Origin of the sequence: Desulfosporosinus shakirovi, assembly GCF_020595055.1 — a bacterium.
GTDB lineage: Bacteria > Bacillota > Desulfitobacteriia > Desulfitobacteriales > Desulfitobacteriaceae > Desulfosporosinus > Desulfosporosinus shakirovi.
This window is the reverse complement of sequence record NZ_JAJDOO010000001.1, coordinates 415,807-437,663: the sequence shown is the minus strand read 5'-3', so window position 1 is coordinate 437,663 and position 21,857 is coordinate 415,807. Positions and strand designations below refer to the sequence as shown.

The following is a 21,857-nucleotide window of genomic DNA, read 5'->3' as shown; positions in this document are numbered from 1 at the left end:
TGAAACTCTTTCGAGTTTCTCTCATTGGCTGTCCTTGTTGTTTAGTTTTCAAAGACCATCATTTTCTTTGGCTGTTTAGGCCGGAACCATATCTTAGCATTTTCAACTCGCGTTGTCAATAACTAATTTGTATTGTTTCGATGCAAAGGTTCGAAGGTTTTACCCCCGTAGCTATTCAGTCATTGTGCGTCGTTTTGACGCTTTGTTAGAATACATCCTTTAGCTTGTTCTGTCAACTATTATTTTTAATGTTGTTGTTATTTGATCATATAACCTCAATCATATAAGCCATTATGCAGCTATAAGGTATCTTTAGCTAATGTATGGCCAAAGCTCATAAATTCTAACTTTATCTAACTCTTAACTAAAAAATATAACGCTAATATAATTCCTAATATAATTCTATACCAACCGAACACCTTAAAGTCATGCTTCTGGATATATCCTACCAAAAATTTAATTGATAAAATTGATACTATATAAGCAACTATCATACCCGTTAATAAAATCAAAATTTCACTATTTGTAAAAACAAACCCAAATTTTAATATTTTTATCAAGCTTGCACCAAACATAATAGGAATAGCTAAAAAGAATGTAAATTCTGCTGCAACCGTTCTAGAAGTGCCTATTAATATAGCACCAAGTATTGTAGCGCCTGAACGAGATGTGCCGGGGATTAATGCTAAAACTTGAAATACTCCTATGAGGAGTGCAGTTTTATAGGTAATTTGCGAAAGATTATTGATCCTTGGCCTTAAATTCTTGTTTCGGTTCTCGATTATGATAAACAATATTCCATACAGAATTAAAGTGACCGCAACAGTCTGATAGTTATAGAACTGTGCATCAATTTGATCGTCATACAAAAGTCCAATGATTGCCGCTGGGATACAGGCTGTAAGAATTTTCAACCACAGTACTAAAGTATCTTTTTTTACCGCTGACTTCTTTTGAAAAGACACAGGGACCAACTTGTTCCAGTACAAAACTACAACAGAGATGATTGCACCAAGCTGAATAACAACGAAAAACATTTCTTTAAACGCTTCACTCATATTGAGCTGTATAAACTGGTCAACTAAAATCATATGCCCAGTACTACTGATGGGTAACCACTCAGTGACTCCCTCGACAATCCCAAGAATAACTGCCTTCATGATCTCAATTAATAACATTCCTCTGATCTCTCCTTATTCAATACCTTGTTTCTTAAAGTTCACTATGCATAGCGAATGTTTGATAAGATGCATTTTTCTTTACTTCCCAGTTTTATCTATGTTCAGCTTTAGCTAACGAGTTCACTCAAGCTTTATCGATGATACTATATCAAGCTTTGAGGATTTTAAGGCCGGAATTATCGATGCCATAAGCATTAGGGTTACACCTGCCAGGACATAAATTATATATGAACTAAAAGGGAAATGTATGTCCTTAGAATTGTTTGTTCCGGCCAAGATAACGATCATTAAGGTTCCCGCCATAACCCCTAGTAATCCGCCTATCGCTCCCCCTGTAATTGCTTCAATAAAAATCATCTTGACAGTTTGAACCTTGCTCATTCCCATAGATCGAAATACGGCAAGGGAACGCTTACGTACGAGAAAGCTTATCAGGAGATTGTTCAGGACTCCAAAAACTCCGATGATGATTGCTAAAACTGAAAAGCCCGACATAAGTAAAGTGACTTGTTGATTGGAACTCATGTATTCTTCCTGAAGTTCGTTTTTTGTGACCAGGTAGGGCTTAAGTCTTATAAATTCTGTTTCAATTTTCTTCAGCACGTCTTCTGGATTTTGAGACGTCTTTATGAAAATATCAGAATAATACTTGAGTTGCATATCTGCTTTTAAAAATCTTTGAGATACTAAACCAATGTTTTTATTCGTAGCAAAATCATCAAAAAAGCCAATTACCTTGTAATCTTTTTCGCCGCTTTTCATTTTGAGCTTGATCAGATCTCCTTCGTTCAAATTCAGCTTTTCCTTTAAAGTGTTGGTTATTAAAATATTACGTCCTTCATCAAGTCGTTCAAATTCAGCTTGAATATCTCCATCCATATTAATGTTCCAGAAATCTAAAATCTTGTTTTTATCGACCCCTTTTATACGAGATATCCTATCATTTTTATCGGCGATTTCTACTCTGTAAGCTTCATAATCTCCATAGACTTCTTTCACTCCATCAATACTAAGCAACCTGTTCTCGATATTTCTATCCGCTTTGTTCGTATACATTTCAATATCATACGAAACATTTTTAAACTGATCTGTTATGCTTATGACATTATCATAACTGGCTGTATTGATCAAAAGTAAGCAGGCTATACCTATAGCGAGCATCGATATGTTATTAATGATATTTTGATTCTCGCGCAAATTCTTGGCGGCAAGAATCCCTATGTTCCCAAAAACAAAGACATATAACGTTTCAAAGACTCTGACAAAAGCTGAAGTAAGATTAGGTACAAGCATTACGATGGCAGTAAGGGTCATTAGCATTCCTACGCTGCCCAAAATGGGTCTTAAGTTGTCCGAATCTATGAGGGAAGAAATAAACGCAATGACCATAAAGACTATCCCAAGTATGGTCCATAGCCTTCTTCGTTTGGTATTTTTTTGCACAGAGTTTAAAACAATATCCTTGATCGGAATTTTTGATACTTTTAAGATAGGAATGATGGAGCTTACGAAGCAAAGAATTATGGCCATCAAAAAAGCCAATACAAAATTAACTTCTGAAAATTGAACTGTAGCATTAAATTCCATTCCCTCAGAGCCATTGACCATTTTGCTTAAGGCATAAGACATAAGATATAAGATTCCTACTCCTACACCACATCCCAAAAGCCCACCGATAATACCATATATAATACTTTCTCCTAATAATAAATAGTTTGTCATTCTTTTTGTAGCACCAATACTTCTAAAGGTCCCTATTATTGGTAGCTTTTCTGTCGTAATAACTTTAAATGAGGAGTAAATGATGAATATGCTCATAAAAAAAACGATAGATGACAGCATGAGAAATACTGCGGATATCATCATGGTTTCCTGCTTTATTTCTTCAAGAGGAAAAAGTTCAAATACCTTGTAATTGCTATAGTCATTGGACAATAGTTCAATCGTTTCCTGTTTGTCTTCAGGCTTAAGAAGCTTGATATAGATAGACCCTACCTTGCCTCGCGCATTGTTGTAATTACTTATAAAGTCCCTGGGTACTATGGCAGAAGCTGATTTTGTATTCCCTTTAAATAATCCTGTCGAGGAAGCTATTCCACATATTGTAAACCTCTGTCTGGATGTAGTCCCACCTTGTCCAAATTCCAGATCCAGGCTGTCTCCGGCCTTCAACTGATACTTCTCTGCGGCTGATTCTCCAATAATGATTTTTCTGCCTTCAAAAGGATATAGGTTATACTGCTGCTTAATTGTGAATGGGTTCATTTTTTGAACGTCTTCAATAGATGCTCCTGTCATGTTAATACTGATTTCTTCATTCCTGTTTGGTTTATAAACTGCGTTTTCCTGAAGCTCCCCAATAATGTATTCCGCACGATTTTTATATAACTCCGCTTTATCCATATAGAAATAGGGGGAAGGAGATTTCTCGCTGGGGGTGATTATAATATCCGCATTCCCAATCGAACCCTGGATCCCTTTAATAATCATTTCCTCTAGACTCCCTGAAATAGCAATAGAAGCAAAAAATACCCCCGAGGAAAGAACGATTGCCAAGATTATTAGAAATGAACGTAATTTTTTTTCAAAAATACTTTTAACTATAAACTTGGTGATTATGCCCATCTCATCTCTCCTAAAGCTTCCCTGTTGTAACTGTCAAATTATACGCTAAGTCTGCTTTATCACTTTCAAAGTTAATTTTCACATCAACATTAAACTCAGGTAGCAGAAAGCTGTCTGGATTTTCAATCGATATCCGAACAGGTATTATGGTCTCATTGTTTTTCAAGACTGCTTTGTCAGCAATGAACAAAACCTTCCCTTTATAAGTCCGGGATTTATCTGCCTGAGGGATTATTGTAACTTCCGCTCCTAACTTTACATCCTTAATAAATTCCTCAGCTACATTTGCCTCTACCACTAAGCTATCCTTATTCAGAACACTCAAGAGCTTTTTCTCCGGGTCAGAGATTATATCCCCCTGAACGCAGTCAATTTCGGATACCACTCCATTAGGAACATCCGTCAATATGTCATTGCCGTTTATGTAACTTTTGTTCATTTTTTCCAGCATAGCTTGGATATCAAGCTCCAGGGAGGGAACTTGGAGACTTTTCTGATCAATTAATGTTTTAAGCTCATCCAGCTCATCTTGAATCTTCTTTCGGGTGGTTTCCTCGGATAAGACAGCATCTTGGACAGTTTTTTTCTTTTCATTGACCGTTTCCTTAAAATCATTAAGCACACTTAGGGACAACGCACCAGCATTATATAATGCCTCTCTGGTTGTTAAGTCCTCTTGAGCTCTATTCAACAAATCCTCGGCATGTTTCCGATCATTAATATATTTCATAATCTCAGGGTCAGAGTTATTAGTCAGGTAATTCTTTTTCGCCTCATAATCCCTATTTAAACTGGCTAATTCTATTTGCAGAGTCTTTAAGCTGAGTTCCTTGTTACGGATTTCTGTTAAATAGCTTTGAGAGTCTATGCTAAGTAAAACATCCCCCTGTTTTACAGTTTGCCCTTCTACAACATTAAGCTTAGTAACTTCAGCCAAAAAATCAATTGTTATATTTTTCACCTCAGTAGACTTGACTGTTCCGAAAGCTTCAATCACCTGCTTTGCTTCTACCTGGGTAACATTTTCATCATTAGTTTTTTCGGCTTCTTTAACGCACCCTGATATAAATAATAACAATATCCCGATAAGTCCTATAATTAATACCTTTTTCATAATTGACATACCTTCCCGTCTTTTAAGTTAATGATTCTTTGTCCATAATCTGCGGCTTCTCTGGAGTGAGTCACCTGTACAATAGTTCTTCCTTTTTCCGCATTAATTGTTTTTAGAAGTTCCATAACCTCTGTTCCGGTTTTCGAGTCGAGGTTTCCTATAGGCTCATCTGCTAAAATAATTTCTGGCTCATTAATCAGCGCTCTGGCAATTGCTACTCTTTGCTGCTGACCACCTGATAATTCTTTGGGAGTATGGTTTCTTCTATCCGAAAGACCTACAATATCTAAAATCTGTTTTAACTCATTCTGATAGTTTTTTATTTTTTTCCCGTCCAACAGAACAGGAAGTAAAATGTTTTCTTCAACACTCAAATTAGGGATGAGATTATAAAATTGAAATACAAAACCTATTTCTTTTCTACGCATTGAGCTTTCATCTTTATCCTTCATCTTCGAAATCTCTTGACCGTTTACCCTGATACAGCCAGCGGTTGGTTTATCAAGGCCACCAATTAAATATAAAAGAGTACTTTTACCTGAACCGGATGGTCCCATAATCGAAACAAACTCTCTCTTGTGAATATGTACATTAATATCCTTCAAAACTTCCACTTCTACAGTCCCTAACTTATATGCCTTCCATAAATCGACTGTTTCGATAACTAAATCCATTACACACCTCAACTATTCAAAAATTGGCAACAGCAAATACACCCTACATTAAGCCTAGAGCGCAATAAGAGTTACTAAATAGTCCTATATTATTTAGACGCAGAATTCTGATTTCATACTTCATTTTCACTTGAACTCTTAAGCTTTTCTTATTTAGGATAAATTGAATATCACTAAAACAAAATTCCTCATAGCTTTCCTAGATATATTCTAGACTAAGCCTATTGACTTTCTCTAAACAGTTTATTAACAAATTATTAACTATTAATAACGTTGAAAAGAATTATCCCTAATTAAACTGCTTCGGTGCATCTAAACCAAACTCTAAATAAATTCTCTATTCATCTCTTGACCCTCCTGTTAGGGGAGGATTTATATTTGAAATCAGCAAAGATAATGTGTAAGGGGAGATCATTGTGTATCGAATAGGAATGTTTTCGAAGATCAACAAAGTCACTATAAAAGCTATAAGGTATTACACCTCAGATCAGTTGCCCTTATTACACAAAATCATCGCACTTCGGCAGATAGGCTTTTCGATCGATGAAATTTCAACTATCCAGCAAGGTCAAAATAACATTAGAATTTTTCAACAAAGAGAACAAGAGCTGAAATCAAGCATCGCCGAAAGTCAGCGGCAACTGGGTCAAATAACGCATTATCTTGCAAAAATGAAGGAGGATTTTAATATGAATTATGAAGTTGTGTCGAAAGAATTACCGGAGGTTATTGTCTTTTCTAGACGTATGGCAATACCTGACTATAACTACTACTTCGAGATCATTCCCAAGATTGGCGAAGAGGTTAAAAAATCAAACCCAGAGTTGAAATGCACTGTTCCAGAGTATTGTTTCATAATTTACCATGACGGCGAGTATAAAGAGAAAAATATTGATATTGAATTCTGCGAGGCTGTAACTACTTGGGGAAAAGACACCGAAACAATTAAGTTCAAAAAAATCGAGAAAGTAGCCAGCGCTGCCTGTGTCTATCACAAAGGTCCCTATAGCAGTATTGGCAATGCTTATGCTCATCTGTATAAATGGATTGAAGAAAATGGTTTTCTAGCAAGCGATAACCCAAGGGAATCATATATTGATGGAATTTGGAATAAAGAAGACGAAAATGATTGGCTTACGGAATTACAAGTTCCGATAATGAAAAAATAACCGGAGCTGAAACCTAACACATAAAAACATGCAAAAAGCCTCAGCAAAGCTGGGGCTTTTTGCATAACGATTTATAAGACTCATTTCTCTGTTCAACATCCGTCTTTATCTAATGCTTGTACTGCCGAATAAATCCGCAGATAGTTACAATACAGTTTGTCATAAGCGGAGGCATTCTTTGCATTAGGCGAATACTCCTCTCCTTCCCTCAGAGAAAGGAATCTTTTCGAGAAGTCTGCATAGCTATTAGCCCAACCCAAGCGCACATAACCCGCCGCTGCTGCCCCCAAAGCAGGGAGAAATTCCGAATCCTGGGGAACAACCACGTTACAATGACATACATCCGCTATTATCTGGTTCCATACACGACTTCTACTCCCGCCGCCGATCAAGGTTATTCGCCGAATTTCTTTTTCGCCCAAGAGAAGCTCCATAACTTGACGGATCGCCATGGCAACCCCTTCCAGAACAGACGCACACATTTCTCCTCGCGTGGTTGTCGATTTAAGACCAATAAACGATCCACTGGCATCCGGGTCTTGGATCGGACAGCGTTCACCATGCAAATAGGGTAAAAAAACAACCCTCCTAGTACTCGGTTCAGTATTGGCCATAATCTCTTCCAAATAAGCAAACCCCTCTTTGCCCTCCGATCGATTAGGGTCCCCAAACACGGACAACGCCCAGTGGTAAACATTTCCCGCATTGAGTAATGGAGCAATGGCAATCATTACATCTTTGGGCGCATGAGCCAAATGGAATACTCCATTGCCAACCCGACTGACGGCAGCTGTAGGCAAGGCAACCCATCCGGTTGTCCCCAAATAAGCATACATCTCCCCAATCTCGGTTACCCCTGCCCCCAACGTCGTTGCCCCAGCATCTCCAATTCCACATAACACCGGAGTTCCGATCTTGAATCCGGTCAATAAAGAAGCCTCTTCCATTACATAACCCGCAATTTCATCAGGACCTAATAGTTCGGGGAGATAGGATGTCACTAACCCAAACGAGTTAAGCCATGTGCTTAGCCATGATCGATCAAGTAAATTCATCATTCCTGCAGTGGCCGCTGAAGTAGGATCTGTGACACTTCGACCAGTTAATTGGAGGATGACATAATCCTTAGCACTAATCAAAAAACACTCCGTTTTAGAAAAACAATCAGGCTCATTTTCTCGAAGCCAGATCATTTTGGGAAATGTCATCTGCCCATCCATATGGTTTCCGGTTTTTTGCCGAATCTCTTCTTCTCCAAAGCGCCCTAAGATCTGTTTAGCCTCTGACTCGGCGCGGGAATCCAAATAAAGAATCCCTCGTCTAACCGGATTACCCTTACCATCGATTGGGATGCAGTCCTCCATCTGCCCACTCAAGGTAATTGCTTGAACTTTTTCCGCCGAGAACCCACTTTTCCACCACTCCTGAACGATCTCTCTGACAGCTTGCCACCACTCTTCCGGATCCTGCTCAACCCGGTTCCCTTCGTGGTAAGTATGAATAGGTCTTGTCCTTTCCCCATGAATTACTCCGTCCTGAGAAACCAGAATTCCCTTGGCATTGGTTGTACCAATATCGAACGAGGCAATATACTGCATATAATCACCTCCTAGGTTTATCCGAACTGCCCGCCACTTATCTTTTTTTCTCAAATGAAATAAGTGGCGGTCAGCCCCTGGAATATATTTTTGTTCACTTTCTCCCAAGTTTTTGCAAGATCACCGCAGAAATCACAATGACTCCAGTTATAACATCCTGCATAAACGTTGGCACTTCAAGAATCGTTAGTCCATTCGCTAATATCCCTATGATGGCGGCACCTACAAAGGTCCCCCAGATGTTCGGCACTCCTTCTTTAAACGTGGTCATTCCTAAAAAGGCTGCAGCATAAGCGGGTAAAAACAGGCCGTTTCCACCGGTGGGATGAGCCGAACCTAAGCGAGAAGCCATTAAGATCCCAGCTAAAGCAGCCAGAGCAGCACATATGGCAAAGGCCAAATTTTTATTGGCATGCACATTAATCCCCGCAATTCGCGAGGCTGTTTCATTCCCTCCCAGAGCATACAAACGACGTCCAAAAGCTGTGTTTGCCATTACGAACCAAAATATAACCGTCAAAAAAATCATTAGGAATGAAAGCACAGGAATCCCAAGCCATTCTGACTGACCCACATAGCGAAACGATTCTGGAATATTCTCGAAGATGGTCGTCCCTCCCGTAAACCAGAAGGTAAAACCCCCCAATATCGTTCCCATGGCCATAGTTGTAATAAACGACAACACTCTAAAACGAGTCACAATCCAACCGTTAATGAACCCTATGGCAAAGGCAACCCCTAAGGGGATGAGGAATACTGCCCAAAAAGGTGAACCCTGAACCGCCAATTTAGCAGAAAAAACGCCCCCAAGGCTGGCCATAGCACCTACGGAAAGGTCAAATTCCCCAATAGCCATCACCAAGGTAGCTCCTACAGCAATAATAACAAGAAAGGAAATTTGGCGACTGATATTAACCGCATTGTCCCAGGTTGCAAAAGAAGCGGGGCTTAAAACACTGAATCCGATCATAATTAAAATTGCCGCGATAACTGTTCCATACACGCGAAGTAGTTGAAGCCAATTTGGTTTACCCCTCTCCTTCAATTGAAGGCTCACTCTCCTTTCTTGGATAATAACAACACTTCAGTACAGAATCCTGTGTCATCTCCTTGGCCGAAAGTTCGGTAATCGTTTCTCCATCATGCATAATTACCAGACGATGAGCCACTTCTAACATTTCTTCCAAATCCGAAGATACATAAACTACTGCCCCACCTTGTTTAGCCTGATTTCTCAATAAACGATGAATTTCACTGCGAGTCATTACATCGACGCCTTGGGTCGGTTCATCACACAAGAACACTCCCGGACGGGACATTAAAGCTCTGGCAAAAACGACCTTTTGTTGATTTCCTCCGCTCAGGACTTGAACAGCTTGCCCTGACCCATCAGCTTTAATTTTTAATTTAGTAATAAAGTCTTCTGTATCTCGAAGTTCTTCAGTATGAGCGATGATTCCTCTCGCCGTGTAATTCTTAAGAACGGGCAAGGTAATATTTTCACGAATCGACATATCCATGATCAAAGCCTGCCCTCGGCGATCCTCAGGAATAAGTACAATTCCTTCTTGCAAAGAAACCGCGGGGGAAGGTTTGGCTAAAACCTTCCCGTTGATCATTATTTCCCCCCTGCATTTCGGCCTAATTCCGTAAATCGCCTCTAGGAGTTCGGTCCGTCCTGCGCCTGCCAAGCCAAAAATTCCTAGTATTTCCCCCTTGCGAACGGAGAAGGCAGCCTTTTTCACTCTCTTGTCAACTGTTCTTAAGCCTTTCACCTCCAAAACGAAGGGTTCCGAATTAACCTCTGCTTCTTTTTTCACACCACTGGATAATATCTCTCGACCAGCCATGAGCTTGATCAAGCTGTCTTTGTTAACATCGTCCTTAATTACTGTCCCCGCCAGTTGACCATTACGAAGCACCGTTATTCGATCAGCAAGCCGAAAAACTTCATCCAAACGATGGGAAACATAGATGATGGCGGTTCCCTGGGATTTTAGGCGAAAAAGCAAACGAAACAACATTTCAGTTTCCTGGTCAGTTAACGATGCCGTCGGTTCATCCAGAAAAAGAAGTTTACATCCGACCCTTACTGACCTCAGAATCTCCAATAAAGTACGTTCCGTTGGCGACATATCTTGAGCCTGCTTTTCCAAGGGAACCTCTATGCCTAATTGGACTTTTAGCTTTTCAGCTTCTTCACGCATTATGTCCCAGCGAATACCGAGCCACAATTTCCGTTTGGGATAATCGGCTCCAAGATATAGGTTTTCCAAACCCGTAAAATAAGGCACAAGATGACGATCTTGGTGAATGACGCTGATTCCCAAGTCACGGGCATTCCGTGGATTTTTTATGTCCACCTTTTCCCCTCGCCAGAAAATATCCCCTCCGTCAGGCTGATAAACTCCAGTTATTAACTTAATGAAGGTAGACTTTCCGGCGCCATTTTCTCCAACCAGCGCGTGTATTTCACCCGCTTCAATCGTTAAAGATACGCCAGAAAGTGCATAGTTTTTGCCAAACGTCTTGTCTAAGTTTCTTACCTGCAGTAGCGACATCCACTGATCACTTCCCTGCATTCTCTTTCGTGATCAACGTAGCGGGTGCATAAAGTTCCGTACCTTCTGCCTGTTTGCCTTGGAAAACTAAATCTATCTGGTTAGCCACTATTTCAGCCATGCCAGGGAAATTCTGTTTGATCGTAGCAATCAATGGGGAACCTTTTTTAATCATATCAATCGCTTGGCTAGTCCCGTCTATGCCAACAACCACGATGTTTTTCCGACCTGCTGCCTCAATCGCCTGGGAAGCTCCAATAGCAGGCTCATCCCAACCAGCCCAAACTGCTGTCAATGATTCTTCGGTTTTGTTGGCCAGCAATAAATTTTCCATCTGTTGGCGAGCGCTTTCGATGGGTCCGGGAACTTGGACTTGTTGTTCTGTAACGATTTTGATCTCGGTTGTTTTCTGGAGAAGCACATCAAGCTCCTGAGTTCTTTTCAGAACTCCTGGATGTGGTCTGTGGGTGAGAACCACGAGGTTCCCTTTATTGTTCATCGTCGTAAAGAGATATTCTGTAATCATCTGGGCCATTGCTTGGTTGTCACTGGTTGCATTCATAGTCATTCCTTCGATATAACCGGAATCACACCCAAAGACCGGAATCCCCTTTTCTTGTGCTTTCTTAATCTGATCCTTCAATTGATTCGGATCTGTGCTAACAAGCACGATAGCATTTACTTTGCTTGATATCAGATCCTCCATCCGGCTTGCCAGTTGAGCAAAGTCCCCTTTAGTATCTACTACATTAGCTTTCAAATCACGCTTAGCTACTTGAGTTTTCAAGTTTTCGATCATTTCATTCGTAGTAACGGATGATAAATAAGGAGTCAAAATTGCGACAGTCTTTTGTTCCTTCTCTGGTCCTCCAGCGGTTGTTGCAGGTTTTCCTCCACCACACCCTGTGAGACTAAATGCCAGCGCCACTAGGATAAACAGAGATAATAATTTTTTCATACTTTTTGCCTTCTCTCTTTTCTATCAATTCTGAGACGACCACTTCTTCAAGTCGGTGTTCCTTATTCTACTTCGGTGACGATGGTCTCCGGTACGATAGTCTCCGGTGGAAAGTATCGCCGAAGCCGTGATCCTAATAGGAACACTTAGCGCGAAGGCGGTAGCCTCCCCCAAGGTTCTGCTCTGCCTAATTCTTAAGGCTAGCCAACCAAGAAAACACTTCTTTTTCCTGCTCTATCAGGTCTTGTTCCTCTAGTCCTTTTTGGTCGAGCTTAGCAAAAGCCTTCACTAAAGCACTGCCTACAACAACTCCGTCACAAACCTTTGCTAACGCGCGGACTTGTTCCGGTTTCTGAATCCCAAAACCAACACAACGCGGAATTTGAAGACTGTTCCCTAAACTTTCAATGAACTTATTAACGCTGGCAGGGAGTTCAACCTCTCCTCCCGTAATCCCATTACGCGATATGACATAAGCAAAGCCTTCCGTAACCTGAGAGACGGCCTGAACATCCTGCTCACGACTCGTTTGGGCGATCATTGGGATGAAATCCAATTTGTTGCCCACCCTCTTTTTCGTTCTCATGCGCAGGCCTTGACCTTCTCTCCAAGGCAAATCCGGCAAAATAAACCCATCAACCCCTGCATCAGCAGCATCCTCCGCCAATTGATCCCAACCATAGCGAAGAAGTGGGTTAAGATAACTCATTAACAGAAGCGGAGTATCATGGGTTCTGCGAAATTCCCGGACAAGTTCCAAGGTTTTTTTCACGGTCATCTGAGCGTTCAAAGCCCTCTCAGCGGCAGCTTGAATGACCACTCCATCTGCCATAGGATCACTGAAGGGGACCCCCAGTTCTAACACATCCACACCGTGATCGGCCAGTCCCTTCAAGCGACGAAGACTTGCTTCCACGGAGGGATCTCCTGCCATTATATATGAGACTAGACGGGTTACCCCAGTAGGCTCACTTTTAAAAACTGCTTTAAGCCGCTCACTCATGATTTGCTCCTCCTTCCAAATACTGAGCCAGAGTTTCTACGTCTTTATCTCCTCTTCCCGAGAGATTAACGACGATCACCTGGTCCTTCGAGAGCCCTGGTGCGAGTTTTGCCGCATAAGCAACAGCATGGGCACTTTCCAGGGCAGGCAGTATGCCTTCTGTTTGACAGAGCAGGGTGCACGCGTCCAAGGCTTCTTGATCAGAAATACTGACATAGTCAGCTCGCCCAGTCTCCTTTAAATTACTGTGTTCAGGACCGACGCCCGGATAATCAAGCCCTGCAGAAACGGAGGTTGTTACAACGATTTGTCCATCATCATCTTGTAATAAATAGCTATACGCTCCGTGCAGAACTCCCGGCTCGCCTAGACAAAGTGTCGCCGCATTTTCACCCGTCTTGTTCCCCGTTCCTCCAGCTTCGACTCCGATCAGTCTTACCTCTTTGTCATCGATAAATGGATGAAAGATCCCAATAGCATTACTTCCTCCACCGATACAAGCAATGATGGCGTCAGGAAGTTTTCCCAGCTCCTTCAAGGCCTGCTCCCGCGTCTCCTGCCCAATCACTGTTTGGAAATCTCGAACAATCGTCGGATAGGGATGGGGTCCGGCTGCTGTTCCAAAACAGTAAAACGTTTCCTCAACATTCGTAACCCAATCCCTGAGCGCTTCATTGATAGCATCTTTCAGGGTACATGAACCGTGGGTCACCGTGCGAACTTCAGCCCCCAGTAATCTCATTCGTAAAACGTTTAAATTCTGTCTGCGCACATCTTCCTCTCCCATATAAACCACACAAGGAAGAGCAAACAGCGCGCAAGCTGTGGCCGTTGCTACCCCGTGTTGACCTGCTCCAGTCTCTGCAATCACCCGTTTCTTGCCCATACGTTTAGCAAGCAAAACCTGCCCCAAGGTGTTGTTAATTTTATGAGCGCCCGTGTGATTGAGATCTTCTCTCTTAAGATAAATACGCCCACCACCTAATTGTTCCGCCAGGCGCTTTGCTTCATAAAAGAGAGACGGTCGTCCAACATACCTTTGTAAAAGCTCTTTAAATTCTTGCTGAAAGCTCTCATCTTGGCAAGATTCCATATAGGCCGCTTCCAATTCTCGTAAAGCAGGAACTAACGTCTCTGGAACATAAGCACCTCCATATGGGCCAAAATGCCCACTCGTTTCATAGCCGTCATCGGATAGCACATGTGTTTTTTCCTTAACCATTTGAACTCTCCTTTCATGCAGTTGCATATTCATTTTCCATGTACCATTTGATGCTTGTGCTTAAATCAGGTAAATAAAAAGAGCATTCAATCCTAAAAGGACGGAATGCTCCGTGGTACCACCTTAATTCGTATAGGGTAATTATTTTTACAAATCCAATCACTGCTGATCGAACTTATGCAAACAAACCACCAAATACCTCTAATCTATCAGGTACGGAGAAAATTTTTTCTCGATACCCTTGTCTCTGTAACGGGAAACCCCCGGAATCACCTACTAACGCTAACAGCTTTCGGATCACACTTCTGAGAACCATTCTGTCTAAGAGATTTGTATCAGACTCTCACCGCCTCTGACTCGCTAAGACATTCCCATAAGACATACTATTTCTCATCATCAGTTATTGTGTATTAATTTCTTCACTATAATAGCACTTATTATATGACAGGTAATTATGACTGTCAATATCACAGAACAACAACTTATTACAGCTTCCGAATATTTCCCAGTAACTGATTGAGCATTGCTTTAAGATCTATTGCTTCCTCAAGCTTAATGCCAGAATTACAAAACATTTTTTGAGGAAGTTCAAGAAATGAGTCCTGTAGCATTTTTCCTTTTTCCGTCAAGTAAACCTTGACGATTCGTTCATCATCTTTATCTCTTACTCTCTCAATCAATTGTGACTTTTCGAGTTTTTTCAGAAGAGGGGTGAGTGTGCCTGAATCAAGCAAAAGCTTGTTTCCAAGCTCAGAGACACTGAGCGAATCCTGCTCCCATAATACCAAGAGTGTAATATATTGAGTGTAGGTTAGCCCATGAGAGTTCAGGTATGGCTTATACAAGGAAATAATTTCTTTCGAGCACGCATAGAGTGCAAAACACAGCTGATTGTCGAGCTTGAGCATGTCTTTCGAGTCCCCGTTCAATTTACAAGCACTCCTCGATCGAAGTGGTCATGCTTTCTGGGGATATGGTGGGCTCAAAACGGCCTGCGATTTTTCCGTCCTTGTCGATGAGGAATTTAGTAAAGTTCCATTTTACAGAGCCATCGGAGAACTGCTTTCCATATTTCTGTTTCATCATAAGTTCAAAGGCCTTGTTCTTAAGACCTTTTCCAAAGCCATCAAAGGTTGTGTGTTCAGAAAGATACTGAAAGATCGGATCAGCATTTTCATCTCGTACATTTATCTTAGCAGACAGTGGGAACGAAACCCCGTATCTTATCTTACAAAACTCCTGAACTTCGCTATTTGTCCCTGGTTCCTGCTCAGAAAACTGGTTACACGGGAAACCAATTACCACCAACCCCTGATCTTGATAGGTTTTGTAAAGCTTCTCCAATCCCTCATATTGTGGCGTAAAGCCGCATTTACTGGCGGTGTTGACGAGCAACATCACCTTTCCTTTATAATCAGAAAGAGAGACGGTCTTTCCTTCAATAGATTGAAACGAATAGTCATAAATTGACATGTTAATCACCTTATCCTTATTTATATTTGATACAATTATATTGTACACAATTAAATATAATATTGCAAGCAGAACTTAAATTTCTATTCCTCTTCTTAGGCTTTGAAAACCTTTTCAATACAAATAAGTTCCGGTGGATTATTAATCTGATTTGTGAAGCAAATTTTGGCTACATTATACTTCTTTTGGTTTAATGTTGCTGTAAAGTCCTCCAAAGCCCTTAGTTCCATTTTACCATTCTCATGTCCCGAATATACAACTAATAAAATTATACCGTTAGGTTTGAGCAACCCTAAACATTTCTGTACAGCTTCAAGGGTTGTCTCCTTTTTCGTAGTAACCTCATGATTTCCCTTCGGTAGATATCCTAAATTAAATATTATTAATTGAACAACACCTTCCTTAAGATATTTATCAATATTTTCGTGACCAGTAAGTATGATTTCAGCTCTTTCAAGAAGCTTCAATTCTCTTAGTCTTTTCTCAGTATTAATCGCAGCCTCTTCTTGGATATCAAAAGCATAGACTTTCCCCTCTTCTCCAACTAAATTGCATAAAAATGCAGTATCATTTCCATTTCCCATGGTACAATCCACCGCTATATCCCCATTACTTAATTTCGTTTTGCATATTCCCTTAGATATCTCCATAGCATTTTTAAAAATATTCTTCATACTTCTGGTTTCTTCTCCTCATTTTATCGAGAGATCCTACAATATATTACATTCTAACATCTTAAAGAATGAGATCTGAAAGAGGCTATTTGGGCTTCCATATTATTGAACTCTCAATTTCACCTTTATTGTCTGTCTATATTATATTCCATATATCGCAAACTAATAGTACAACTCTTGCTTTTCAACTCTTTCCCTTCAGTTTTTCAGTGGTTGTCTTTGTTCATTTCACTAAATATCTAGTGCATCATAAATATTTAAAGCCCTCCAATACATTACATAACTATCCTTAATATGGTCAAACTACATGCATAATTTAGCAGGAGGTAATTATAATGGTTCAACAGAATTTTGCATTACATGAAACAATGGAACTTCATGAGCTCTTAAATTTTAAAACCATCTGCATGACTACCTCGAAAATGATTCAAGGAGTAGTGTTTGATCAAGAATTAAAAACATTGCTCGAGAAAGATGTTCAACAATCCATGCAATCCGTCAATGTATTACAAGAACTATTAAGCAAAACTCAACCACAGTGAATAAATGGAGGTGGAATTATTGATGGATTATGAAAGAAAACCTATAAACGCCCTTAAAAAGCCTATGAGAAACGACTATTTAGAGATAGCAAACGCAGAGGGAATGCCGGGTCTTGTTGACTCAACCATTGCCCTCAATTTTTTACTGAATGCCAAAAACGGCATACGAAATTGCGCTATGGCCTTAACTGAAATTGCTGACCCTCAATCTAGAACTGAAGTACGCAACATGTTGAACGCTTCAATTGATCTGCATGCTCAAATTACAGAGTTAATGATGAAGAAAGGCTGGTTCCACCCTTACCAAGTAAATGAACAGTTCAAACTTGATAAGATGTCAGCGCAGGCGGCACTTCAAATTGCCAACTTGAAGCTTTTCCCTGGCGATACCAGCAGGCTCGGTACGTTTGCTACGCCAAACTATTAAAACCAGGAGGATACAAAACAATGCAGGCTGTAACCTTTCAAGGGAATAAAAATGTAGAAGTTAAAGACGTTCCGGCTCCAACAATCCATAAACCGGACGACATCATTGTAAAGATCACCACCACTGCGATATGCGGCTCAGACTTGCACCTAATTCATGACATGATTCCCAACCTTCCCCAGAATTACATTATTGGTCACGAACCAATGGGAGTGGTTGAGGAGGTCGGTCCAGAGGTAACAAAGCTAAAAAAAGGGAACAGGGTAATCATACCGTTTAACGTCAGCTGCGGTGAATGCTTCTATTGTAAACACGATCTGACAAGTCAATGCGATAACTCCAATCCACATGGAGGAATGGGCGGTTTTTTTGGATATTCCGAAACTGCAGGGGGTTATCCTGGGGGACAAGCGGAGTATATGAGAGTTCCGTATGGCAATTTTACACCTTTTAAGATACCAGAGAATTCTGAGGTCGAAGATGAAAAATTAGTGTTATTGGCCGATGCAATGGCAACTGCTTTTTGGAGTGCGGAAAACTCGGGTGTCAAAAAGGGGGATACAGTCGTTGTCTTAGGCTGTGGACCGATAGGACTCCTGGCGCAGAAATTCTGCTGGATGATGGGTGCTAAAAGGGTGATAGCTGTAGATTACATAGATTATCGTTTAGATCACGCCAAAAAATACAACACTGTGGAAATCGTCAATTTTGAACAACACGAAAACACTGGAGAATATCTGAAGGAAATCACTCAAGGTGGTGCGGACATTGTAATAGACGCTGTTGGCATGGACGGAAAGATGACACCGCTTGAATTCCTAGCCAGTGGTCTAAAGCTTCAAGGCGGGGCTTTGGGCAGTTTTGTAATCGCCAGCCAAGCAGTCCGCAAAGGAGGAATGATCCAAGTTACAGGTGCTTATGGCTCAAGGTATAACTCTTTCCCCCTTGGAGATTTAATGAATCGAAATATAAATCTAAGAATGGGACAAGCACCAGTAATTCCATATATGCCACGTCTTTATCAGATGCTTGCCGATAAAAGGTTTGATCCTAGCGATATCATTACCCATAATATACCCTTAGATCAAGCTAAACATGGCTATGAGGTATTCGATACTAAAACAGATGGATGTATCAAAGTTGTGCTTCATCCAGGGGGGAAAGGATATCTTCATTAACCGTTTAATGAAATGAAAAGCTAATCCAAAGAAAATTCTTAAAGAAGGTGAACCTAATGCTAACAGGCAAAAGAATTGCTCCCCATGAAACCTATGAGCTTCATGAAATTCTGATGTTTAAGAATGTATGTGCTACAAAATCATCGGCAATGGTTGGATTCATTAAAGATGAAGATTTGAGAATGCTACTGCAGGATGATTTAGTAACCTCCCAAGAACATATAAAAGAACTGCAGGATTTGATTCAATCTTAGCAGCTTCTAGATAATACAGCCGCACCAACCCATTAACATCAGTGAACTCGTTCCCTAAAGCTGAACATCAGGACGTAGGGGACTCTACCCCAAGCAAGATAAGGAACACCCACTTATATAGAAGTGAGTGTTATCTTCGAATTTGATAACTAAGTTAAAAAGAAGGTGTCAATATTGGGATTTTTTCAAGATATGATAGGTATGGGGGATATGACCGAACAAGTTATTGCGACAGATTTTTTAATAGCTTCAAAATCAGGTGTCATTAATTACGCCATTGCGATCTCTGAAACTGTAACTCCTGAAGTAAGGGATGTACTCCGCAGACACTTGGATGTCGCCATTGAGACTCATGAAAAAGTTGCAGCCTATATGATGAAAAATGGGTCTTACCAAGTAACCAACCCACAAGAACAGATTAGAGTGGACATGCAAGCAAGTGATACAGTATTAGATATACCTAGACCCTAAGTAAATCTTTCTAAGGAATATCAACCGAATGTTGAATAAAGGACGATTCATGAGTCTTCTGAACCAAAAGACCTGTATTAACAAATTCGTAGATCGATACAACTCCCCCGAATGGACAAATCGCATGTAAGGAAGCCGATGCGACAAAAGAATTGTAATTCCGATTTCCTTTAAAGCTTGATTCATCGTAATCAGGACGACTAAAAGAACAAAAATAATTTGCACAAATGGTCTATGCCATAACCTAACTTTCTTAGTTCCCGAAACGATCGGCTTAGGGATTTGTGGAGCTTGTAATGATGGTTGTGCCAAAACACAACTCTCCTCTCTTAATCTACTCAATCTATTATCGAGTCTACCTGAACTCTTTTGTTTTAGGGGATATTTTAAAATAGCACCTTGATTTTGTGACAAAATAATGTCGTTCTCCTAAAAGTTTAAAGAAAACTTGGCTGACGCCCGAAGACACTGTCTTCGCACGTATAACTTACGGAGAAGCCCCCGGCACAGGCTGCCGCTATTGCACCTATGCTTGGAAAGTAATAACGACAAGTTTATACTTCTGACTGTGTAAAATAAAGCAGAATGGACTGTTAAATCCATTCTGTTGTTTCATTATCTTCATAACTTGTCGGGATTGGGTCAATTTACCAATAAACTATTATGCTATAAAGAATTAGTTCGCTTTACTGGTCGAGTAAAAAACTGCACTTAAAATAATGAGGCCTCCTAAGATTTCTCGGATCGTTGGTATTTCTCTCAATATCAACGTAGCGAAAATAATGCCATAGACCGGTTCAAGGCAGGAAATAATGCCTGCTGTTTGTGTCTTAATGGTCTTTAATCCATTAATAAGGAGTGACTGAGAAATCCCAGTAAACACTACCCCCAAAAGAAGGAGTAATAAAATCTCTTTTGGGCTAAAAACCGGGAGTTGTATGACAAAAAAGGGATTAAAATAATTGTAGACGTGACTTGTTCATAGAAAGCAATGTCAAGGCTTGAATAGTCTTTGACAAATTTTCTGTTGAGCATTGATAAAACTGCATAGGTAAGTCCGGAGAGCATTCCCCACATAACCCCTTGGGTCTATAAACGATCTCATTGCCATGAATCTTGAGTTGGTCGGTCATACCAGCGAACAAGCATATGAAGGCAATGAGGCACTCGAATACTTAAAGCATAATACTTATTCACTGATTATCTTGGATATAATGCTTCCTGGCCAGGATGGTTTTACTCTGATGAAGCATGTTCCCGAAAACATCCCTGTAATTTTCCTCACAGCTATGGGCAATCTGTCCGATAAAGTAAAAAGGACTTAATCTAGGTGCTGACGACTATATCGTTAAACCTTTTGAAACAATTGAGCTGTTGGCAAGGATTGAAGCCGTGCTTCGCCGTACAAACCGGTCTTCAAAGATTTTTTCTCTTGACAGTACTGTAGTAAATCTGGAAAGCAGAGTGGTTACAGTGAACGACAGTGAAATCGAACTTACCCTTCGGGAATATGAATTACTGGAGATACTCATTAATAATATAAACATTGCTTTGTCCCGTGAAAAACTGCTTAAATTGGCTGGGAGTACGATTATTTTGGAGAGACAAGAACCGTCGATGTACATATTCAAAAGCTGCGCAAAAAACTCAACTGGGAAAACAGAATAAAAACAGTCTATAAAATAGGTTGTCGCCTTGAGGTGAACCCATGAAATTTTGGCAAAAAGCTTTTATTGGAATCTTAATAGTTTTCATAATATCCATCAACACCTGCCTCTACCTCACGTCTAACTATAGCTTCTCTCTCAATATGAAGCGGGATTCGGACCGAACATTAGGGGAATATCACTTTATCATGAATGGTGTTTTGGAAACTATGGACTCCAGAAAGTTCTTCAGCATATGTCATTGCGACTAATGCTCAAGAGACTACTAACAATTTTTCTTTAGAAACTGGAGTTAATGCGGAGTACTCAGTAATCGACCTATCTAAGGGGTCACCCGAGCGAGATAAACTAATTAGAGACAAGTTAAGCCTGACAGAAGATATCACACCTGAGCAGATCGAGGAAAAATACAAGGGCATAATTTCCAACTCTATTCCAGGCGCTAAGGATATTTCTGCTGAACAAGCTGCTGCTTACGCCGCAGACATACTTAAGAAGGCCTATAATGTTGACTTTACAAGTTACACTGCTCATGCAAGCTTTTCGAAAAACCCAATGCCAAACTCAGACAACTGGACAGTAATATTCCACGCACCCAACGAAAACAATACTACACAAAGGTATAGTGCCAGTGTGGACTCTGTGAACGGATCCATGCTTGATGCAAGTTCCTTCAACCTTTCTTATTTAGTAAATAACAGTAAAAATCTAGAATATCCCTAGTGGAAAAATAAGGCTGAAGAAGATATCGCCAGATTAATGCCGGAAGAGGTCTCCATAACCAGCAGTAAAGTGATTTATGCGACCCCCGAAACTGGCGTCATGGTTGTTAGTGAGTTATCCAACGGCTCTGCATGTGCAGTTCTCTTAACAGGTGAAAACAAGGAAGTAGCAGTCTATATTTTCTTTCCTAACGGATATGATGGAAGTTTAGATCTTAAACCAATAACAGAAAATGCAGTAGGATAATGTAAGGTGGGACGTATTGTTTAAAGAACTTTTAAACAACACGTCCCACCTTTATCTATTGCACCGGGGCAGATGACTCTTGAAATTGTTCCACAAA

Annotated in this window: 21 protein-coding genes, 2 pseudogenes and 1 other annotated feature; of the genes and pseudogenes, 9 read left to right on the top strand and 14 right to left on the bottom strand. The window is 40.5% G+C overall.

The genetic code is table 11. From position 1 onward, the window contains the following. Nucleotides 1-353: 353 nt before the first annotated feature. From LJE72_RS02130 to LJE72_RS02115, 4 genes are all read right to left on the bottom strand, one after another. Nucleotides 354-1,178, bottom strand: a complete 825-nt coding sequence (locus LJE72_RS02130; RefSeq protein WP_229245894.1) for an undecaprenyl-diphosphate phosphatase — start codon at nucleotides 1,176-1,178, stop codon at nucleotides 354-356. A 123-nt stretch (nucleotides 1,179-1,301) separates the two neighbouring features. Then, entirely contained in the window at nucleotides 1,302-3,806 is a 2,505-nt protein-coding gene (locus LJE72_RS02125; RefSeq protein WP_229245892.1) for an ABC transporter permease, read from the bottom strand. Nucleotides 3,807-3,816: 10 nt separating this feature from the next. Beyond that, entirely contained in the window at nucleotides 3,817-4,920 is a 1,104-nt protein-coding gene (locus LJE72_RS02120) for an HlyD family secretion protein (protein WP_229245890.1), read from the bottom strand. Beyond that, entirely contained in the window at nucleotides 4,917-5,594 is a 678-nt protein-coding gene (locus LJE72_RS02115) for an ABC transporter ATP-binding protein (RefSeq protein ID WP_229245889.1), read from the bottom strand. The genes LJE72_RS02120 and LJE72_RS02115 overlap by 4 nt, the downstream gene beginning before the upstream one ends. A gap of 416 nt (nucleotides 5,595-6,010) precedes the next feature. Between LJE72_RS02115 and LJE72_RS02110 the strand changes: the two genes are divergently transcribed. After that, a complete protein-coding gene (locus tag LJE72_RS02110; protein WP_229245888.1) occupies nucleotides 6,011-6,763 on the top strand; it encodes a MerR family transcriptional regulator in 753 nt (250 codons plus the stop codon). A gap of 92 nt (nucleotides 6,764-6,855) precedes the next feature. Here the strand turns inward: LJE72_RS02110 and LJE72_RS02105 are convergent, their stop codons facing one another. The 9 genes from LJE72_RS02105 to LJE72_RS02065 form a co-directional block, all read right to left on the bottom strand. Beyond that, nucleotides 6,856-8,361 (bottom strand): xylulokinase, encoded by a 1,506-nt coding sequence (locus LJE72_RS02105; RefSeq protein WP_229245886.1) that lies wholly within the window; start codon nucleotides 8,359-8,361, stop codon nucleotides 6,856-6,858. Nucleotides 8,362-8,455: 94 nt separating this feature from the next. Beyond that, the gene (locus tag LJE72_RS02100; RefSeq protein WP_229245884.1) at nucleotides 8,456-9,406 is read right to left on the bottom strand and encodes an ABC transporter permease; all 951 of its coding nucleotides are present in this window, start codon (nucleotides 9,404-9,406) and stop codon (nucleotides 8,456-8,458) included. Beyond that, on the bottom strand, nucleotides 9,390-10,922 hold the full coding sequence (locus LJE72_RS02095) for a sugar ABC transporter ATP-binding protein (RefSeq protein WP_229245882.1): 1,533 nt from the start codon (nucleotides 10,920-10,922) through the stop codon (nucleotides 9,390-9,392). The genes LJE72_RS02100 and LJE72_RS02095 overlap by 17 nt, the downstream gene beginning before the upstream one ends. Before the next feature lie 7 nt (nucleotides 10,923-10,929). After that, complete coding sequence (locus tag LJE72_RS02090; RefSeq protein WP_229245881.1) at nucleotides 10,930-11,880, bottom strand: sugar ABC transporter substrate-binding protein; 951 nt, start codon at nucleotides 11,878-11,880, stop codon at nucleotides 10,930-10,932. A 187-nt stretch (nucleotides 11,881-12,067) separates the two neighbouring features. After that, a complete protein-coding gene (gene trpA / locus LJE72_RS02085; protein WP_229245879.1) occupies nucleotides 12,068-12,883 on the bottom strand; it encodes a tryptophan synthase subunit alpha in 816 nt (271 codons plus the stop codon). Further along, a complete protein-coding gene (gene trpB / locus LJE72_RS02080) occupies nucleotides 12,876-14,105 on the bottom strand; it encodes a tryptophan synthase subunit beta (protein WP_229245872.1) in 1,230 nt (409 codons plus the stop codon). The genes trpA and trpB overlap by 8 nt, the downstream gene beginning before the upstream one ends. A gap of 93 nt (nucleotides 14,106-14,198) precedes the next feature. After that, nucleotides 14,199-14,511 (bottom strand) — a binding site (T-box leader). 79 nt (nucleotides 14,512-14,590) lie between these two features. Further along, entirely contained in the window at nucleotides 14,591-15,013 is a 423-nt protein-coding gene (locus tag LJE72_RS02075; RefSeq protein ID WP_396390174.1) for a transcriptional regulator, SarA/Rot family, read from the bottom strand. A gap of 22 nt (nucleotides 15,014-15,035) precedes the next feature. Then, nucleotides 15,036-15,578, bottom strand: coding sequence for a glutathione peroxidase (locus LJE72_RS02070; protein ID WP_229245868.1), 543 nt, complete (start codon nucleotides 15,576-15,578; stop codon nucleotides 15,036-15,038). A 95-nt stretch (nucleotides 15,579-15,673) separates the two neighbouring features. After that, nucleotides 15,674-16,252, bottom strand: coding sequence for a class I SAM-dependent methyltransferase (locus LJE72_RS02065; protein WP_229245866.1), 579 nt, complete (start codon nucleotides 16,250-16,252; stop codon nucleotides 15,674-15,676). A gap of 335 nt (nucleotides 16,253-16,587) precedes the next feature. Here LJE72_RS02065 and LJE72_RS02060 point away from each other — a divergent pair, with 335 nt between their 5' ends. The 5 genes from LJE72_RS02060 (at nucleotide 16,588) to LJE72_RS02040 (ending at nucleotide 19,124) form a co-directional block, all read left to right on the top strand. Beyond that, on the top strand, nucleotides 16,588-16,794 hold the full coding sequence (locus tag LJE72_RS02060) for a spore coat protein (protein WP_229245864.1): 207 nt from the start codon (nucleotides 16,588-16,590) through the stop codon (nucleotides 16,792-16,794). Between the two features lie 22 nt (nucleotides 16,795-16,816). Next, nucleotides 16,817-17,221, top strand: coding sequence for a spore coat protein (locus tag LJE72_RS02055; RefSeq protein WP_229245862.1), 405 nt, complete (start codon nucleotides 16,817-16,819; stop codon nucleotides 17,219-17,221). A 20-nt stretch (nucleotides 17,222-17,241) separates the two neighbouring features. Beyond that, nucleotides 17,242-18,399, top strand: a complete 1,158-nt coding sequence (locus LJE72_RS02050; protein ID WP_229245853.1) for a zinc-dependent alcohol dehydrogenase — start codon at nucleotides 17,242-17,244, stop codon at nucleotides 18,397-18,399. 56 nt (nucleotides 18,400-18,455) lie between these two features. Continuing rightward, nucleotides 18,456-18,653, top strand: a complete 198-nt coding sequence (locus tag LJE72_RS02045; RefSeq protein WP_229245852.1) for a spore coat protein — start codon at nucleotides 18,456-18,458, stop codon at nucleotides 18,651-18,653. 165 nt (nucleotides 18,654-18,818) lie between these two features. Then, entirely contained in the window at nucleotides 18,819-19,124 is a 306-nt protein-coding gene (locus tag LJE72_RS02040) for a spore coat protein (RefSeq protein WP_312038883.1), read from the top strand. Between the two features lie 676 nt (nucleotides 19,125-19,800). Here the strand turns inward: LJE72_RS02040 and LJE72_RS02035 are convergent. Further along, nucleotides 19,801-20,201, bottom strand: a pseudogene (locus tag LJE72_RS02035) (DMT family transporter). 32 nt (nucleotides 20,202-20,233) lie between these two features. On the opposite strand from LJE72_RS02035, the pseudogene LJE72_RS02030 reads away from it, so the two are divergent. From LJE72_RS02030 to LJE72_RS02020, 3 genes and pseudogenes are all read left to right on the top strand, one after another. After that, nucleotides 20,234-20,836 (top strand): annotated as a pseudogene (locus LJE72_RS02030) (response regulator transcription factor). A 147-nt stretch (nucleotides 20,837-20,983) separates the two neighbouring features. Next, complete coding sequence (locus tag LJE72_RS02025; RefSeq protein WP_229245848.1) at nucleotides 20,984-21,514, top strand: hypothetical protein; 531 nt, start codon at nucleotides 20,984-20,986, stop codon at nucleotides 21,512-21,514. Nucleotides 21,515-21,550: 36 nt separating this feature from the next. Further along, nucleotides 21,551-21,760: a hypothetical protein gene (locus tag LJE72_RS02020; protein ID WP_229245846.1), complete on the top strand. Its 210-nt coding sequence runs from the start codon at nucleotides 21,551-21,553 to the stop codon at nucleotides 21,758-21,760. Nucleotides 21,761-21,857 lie beyond the last annotated feature (97 nt).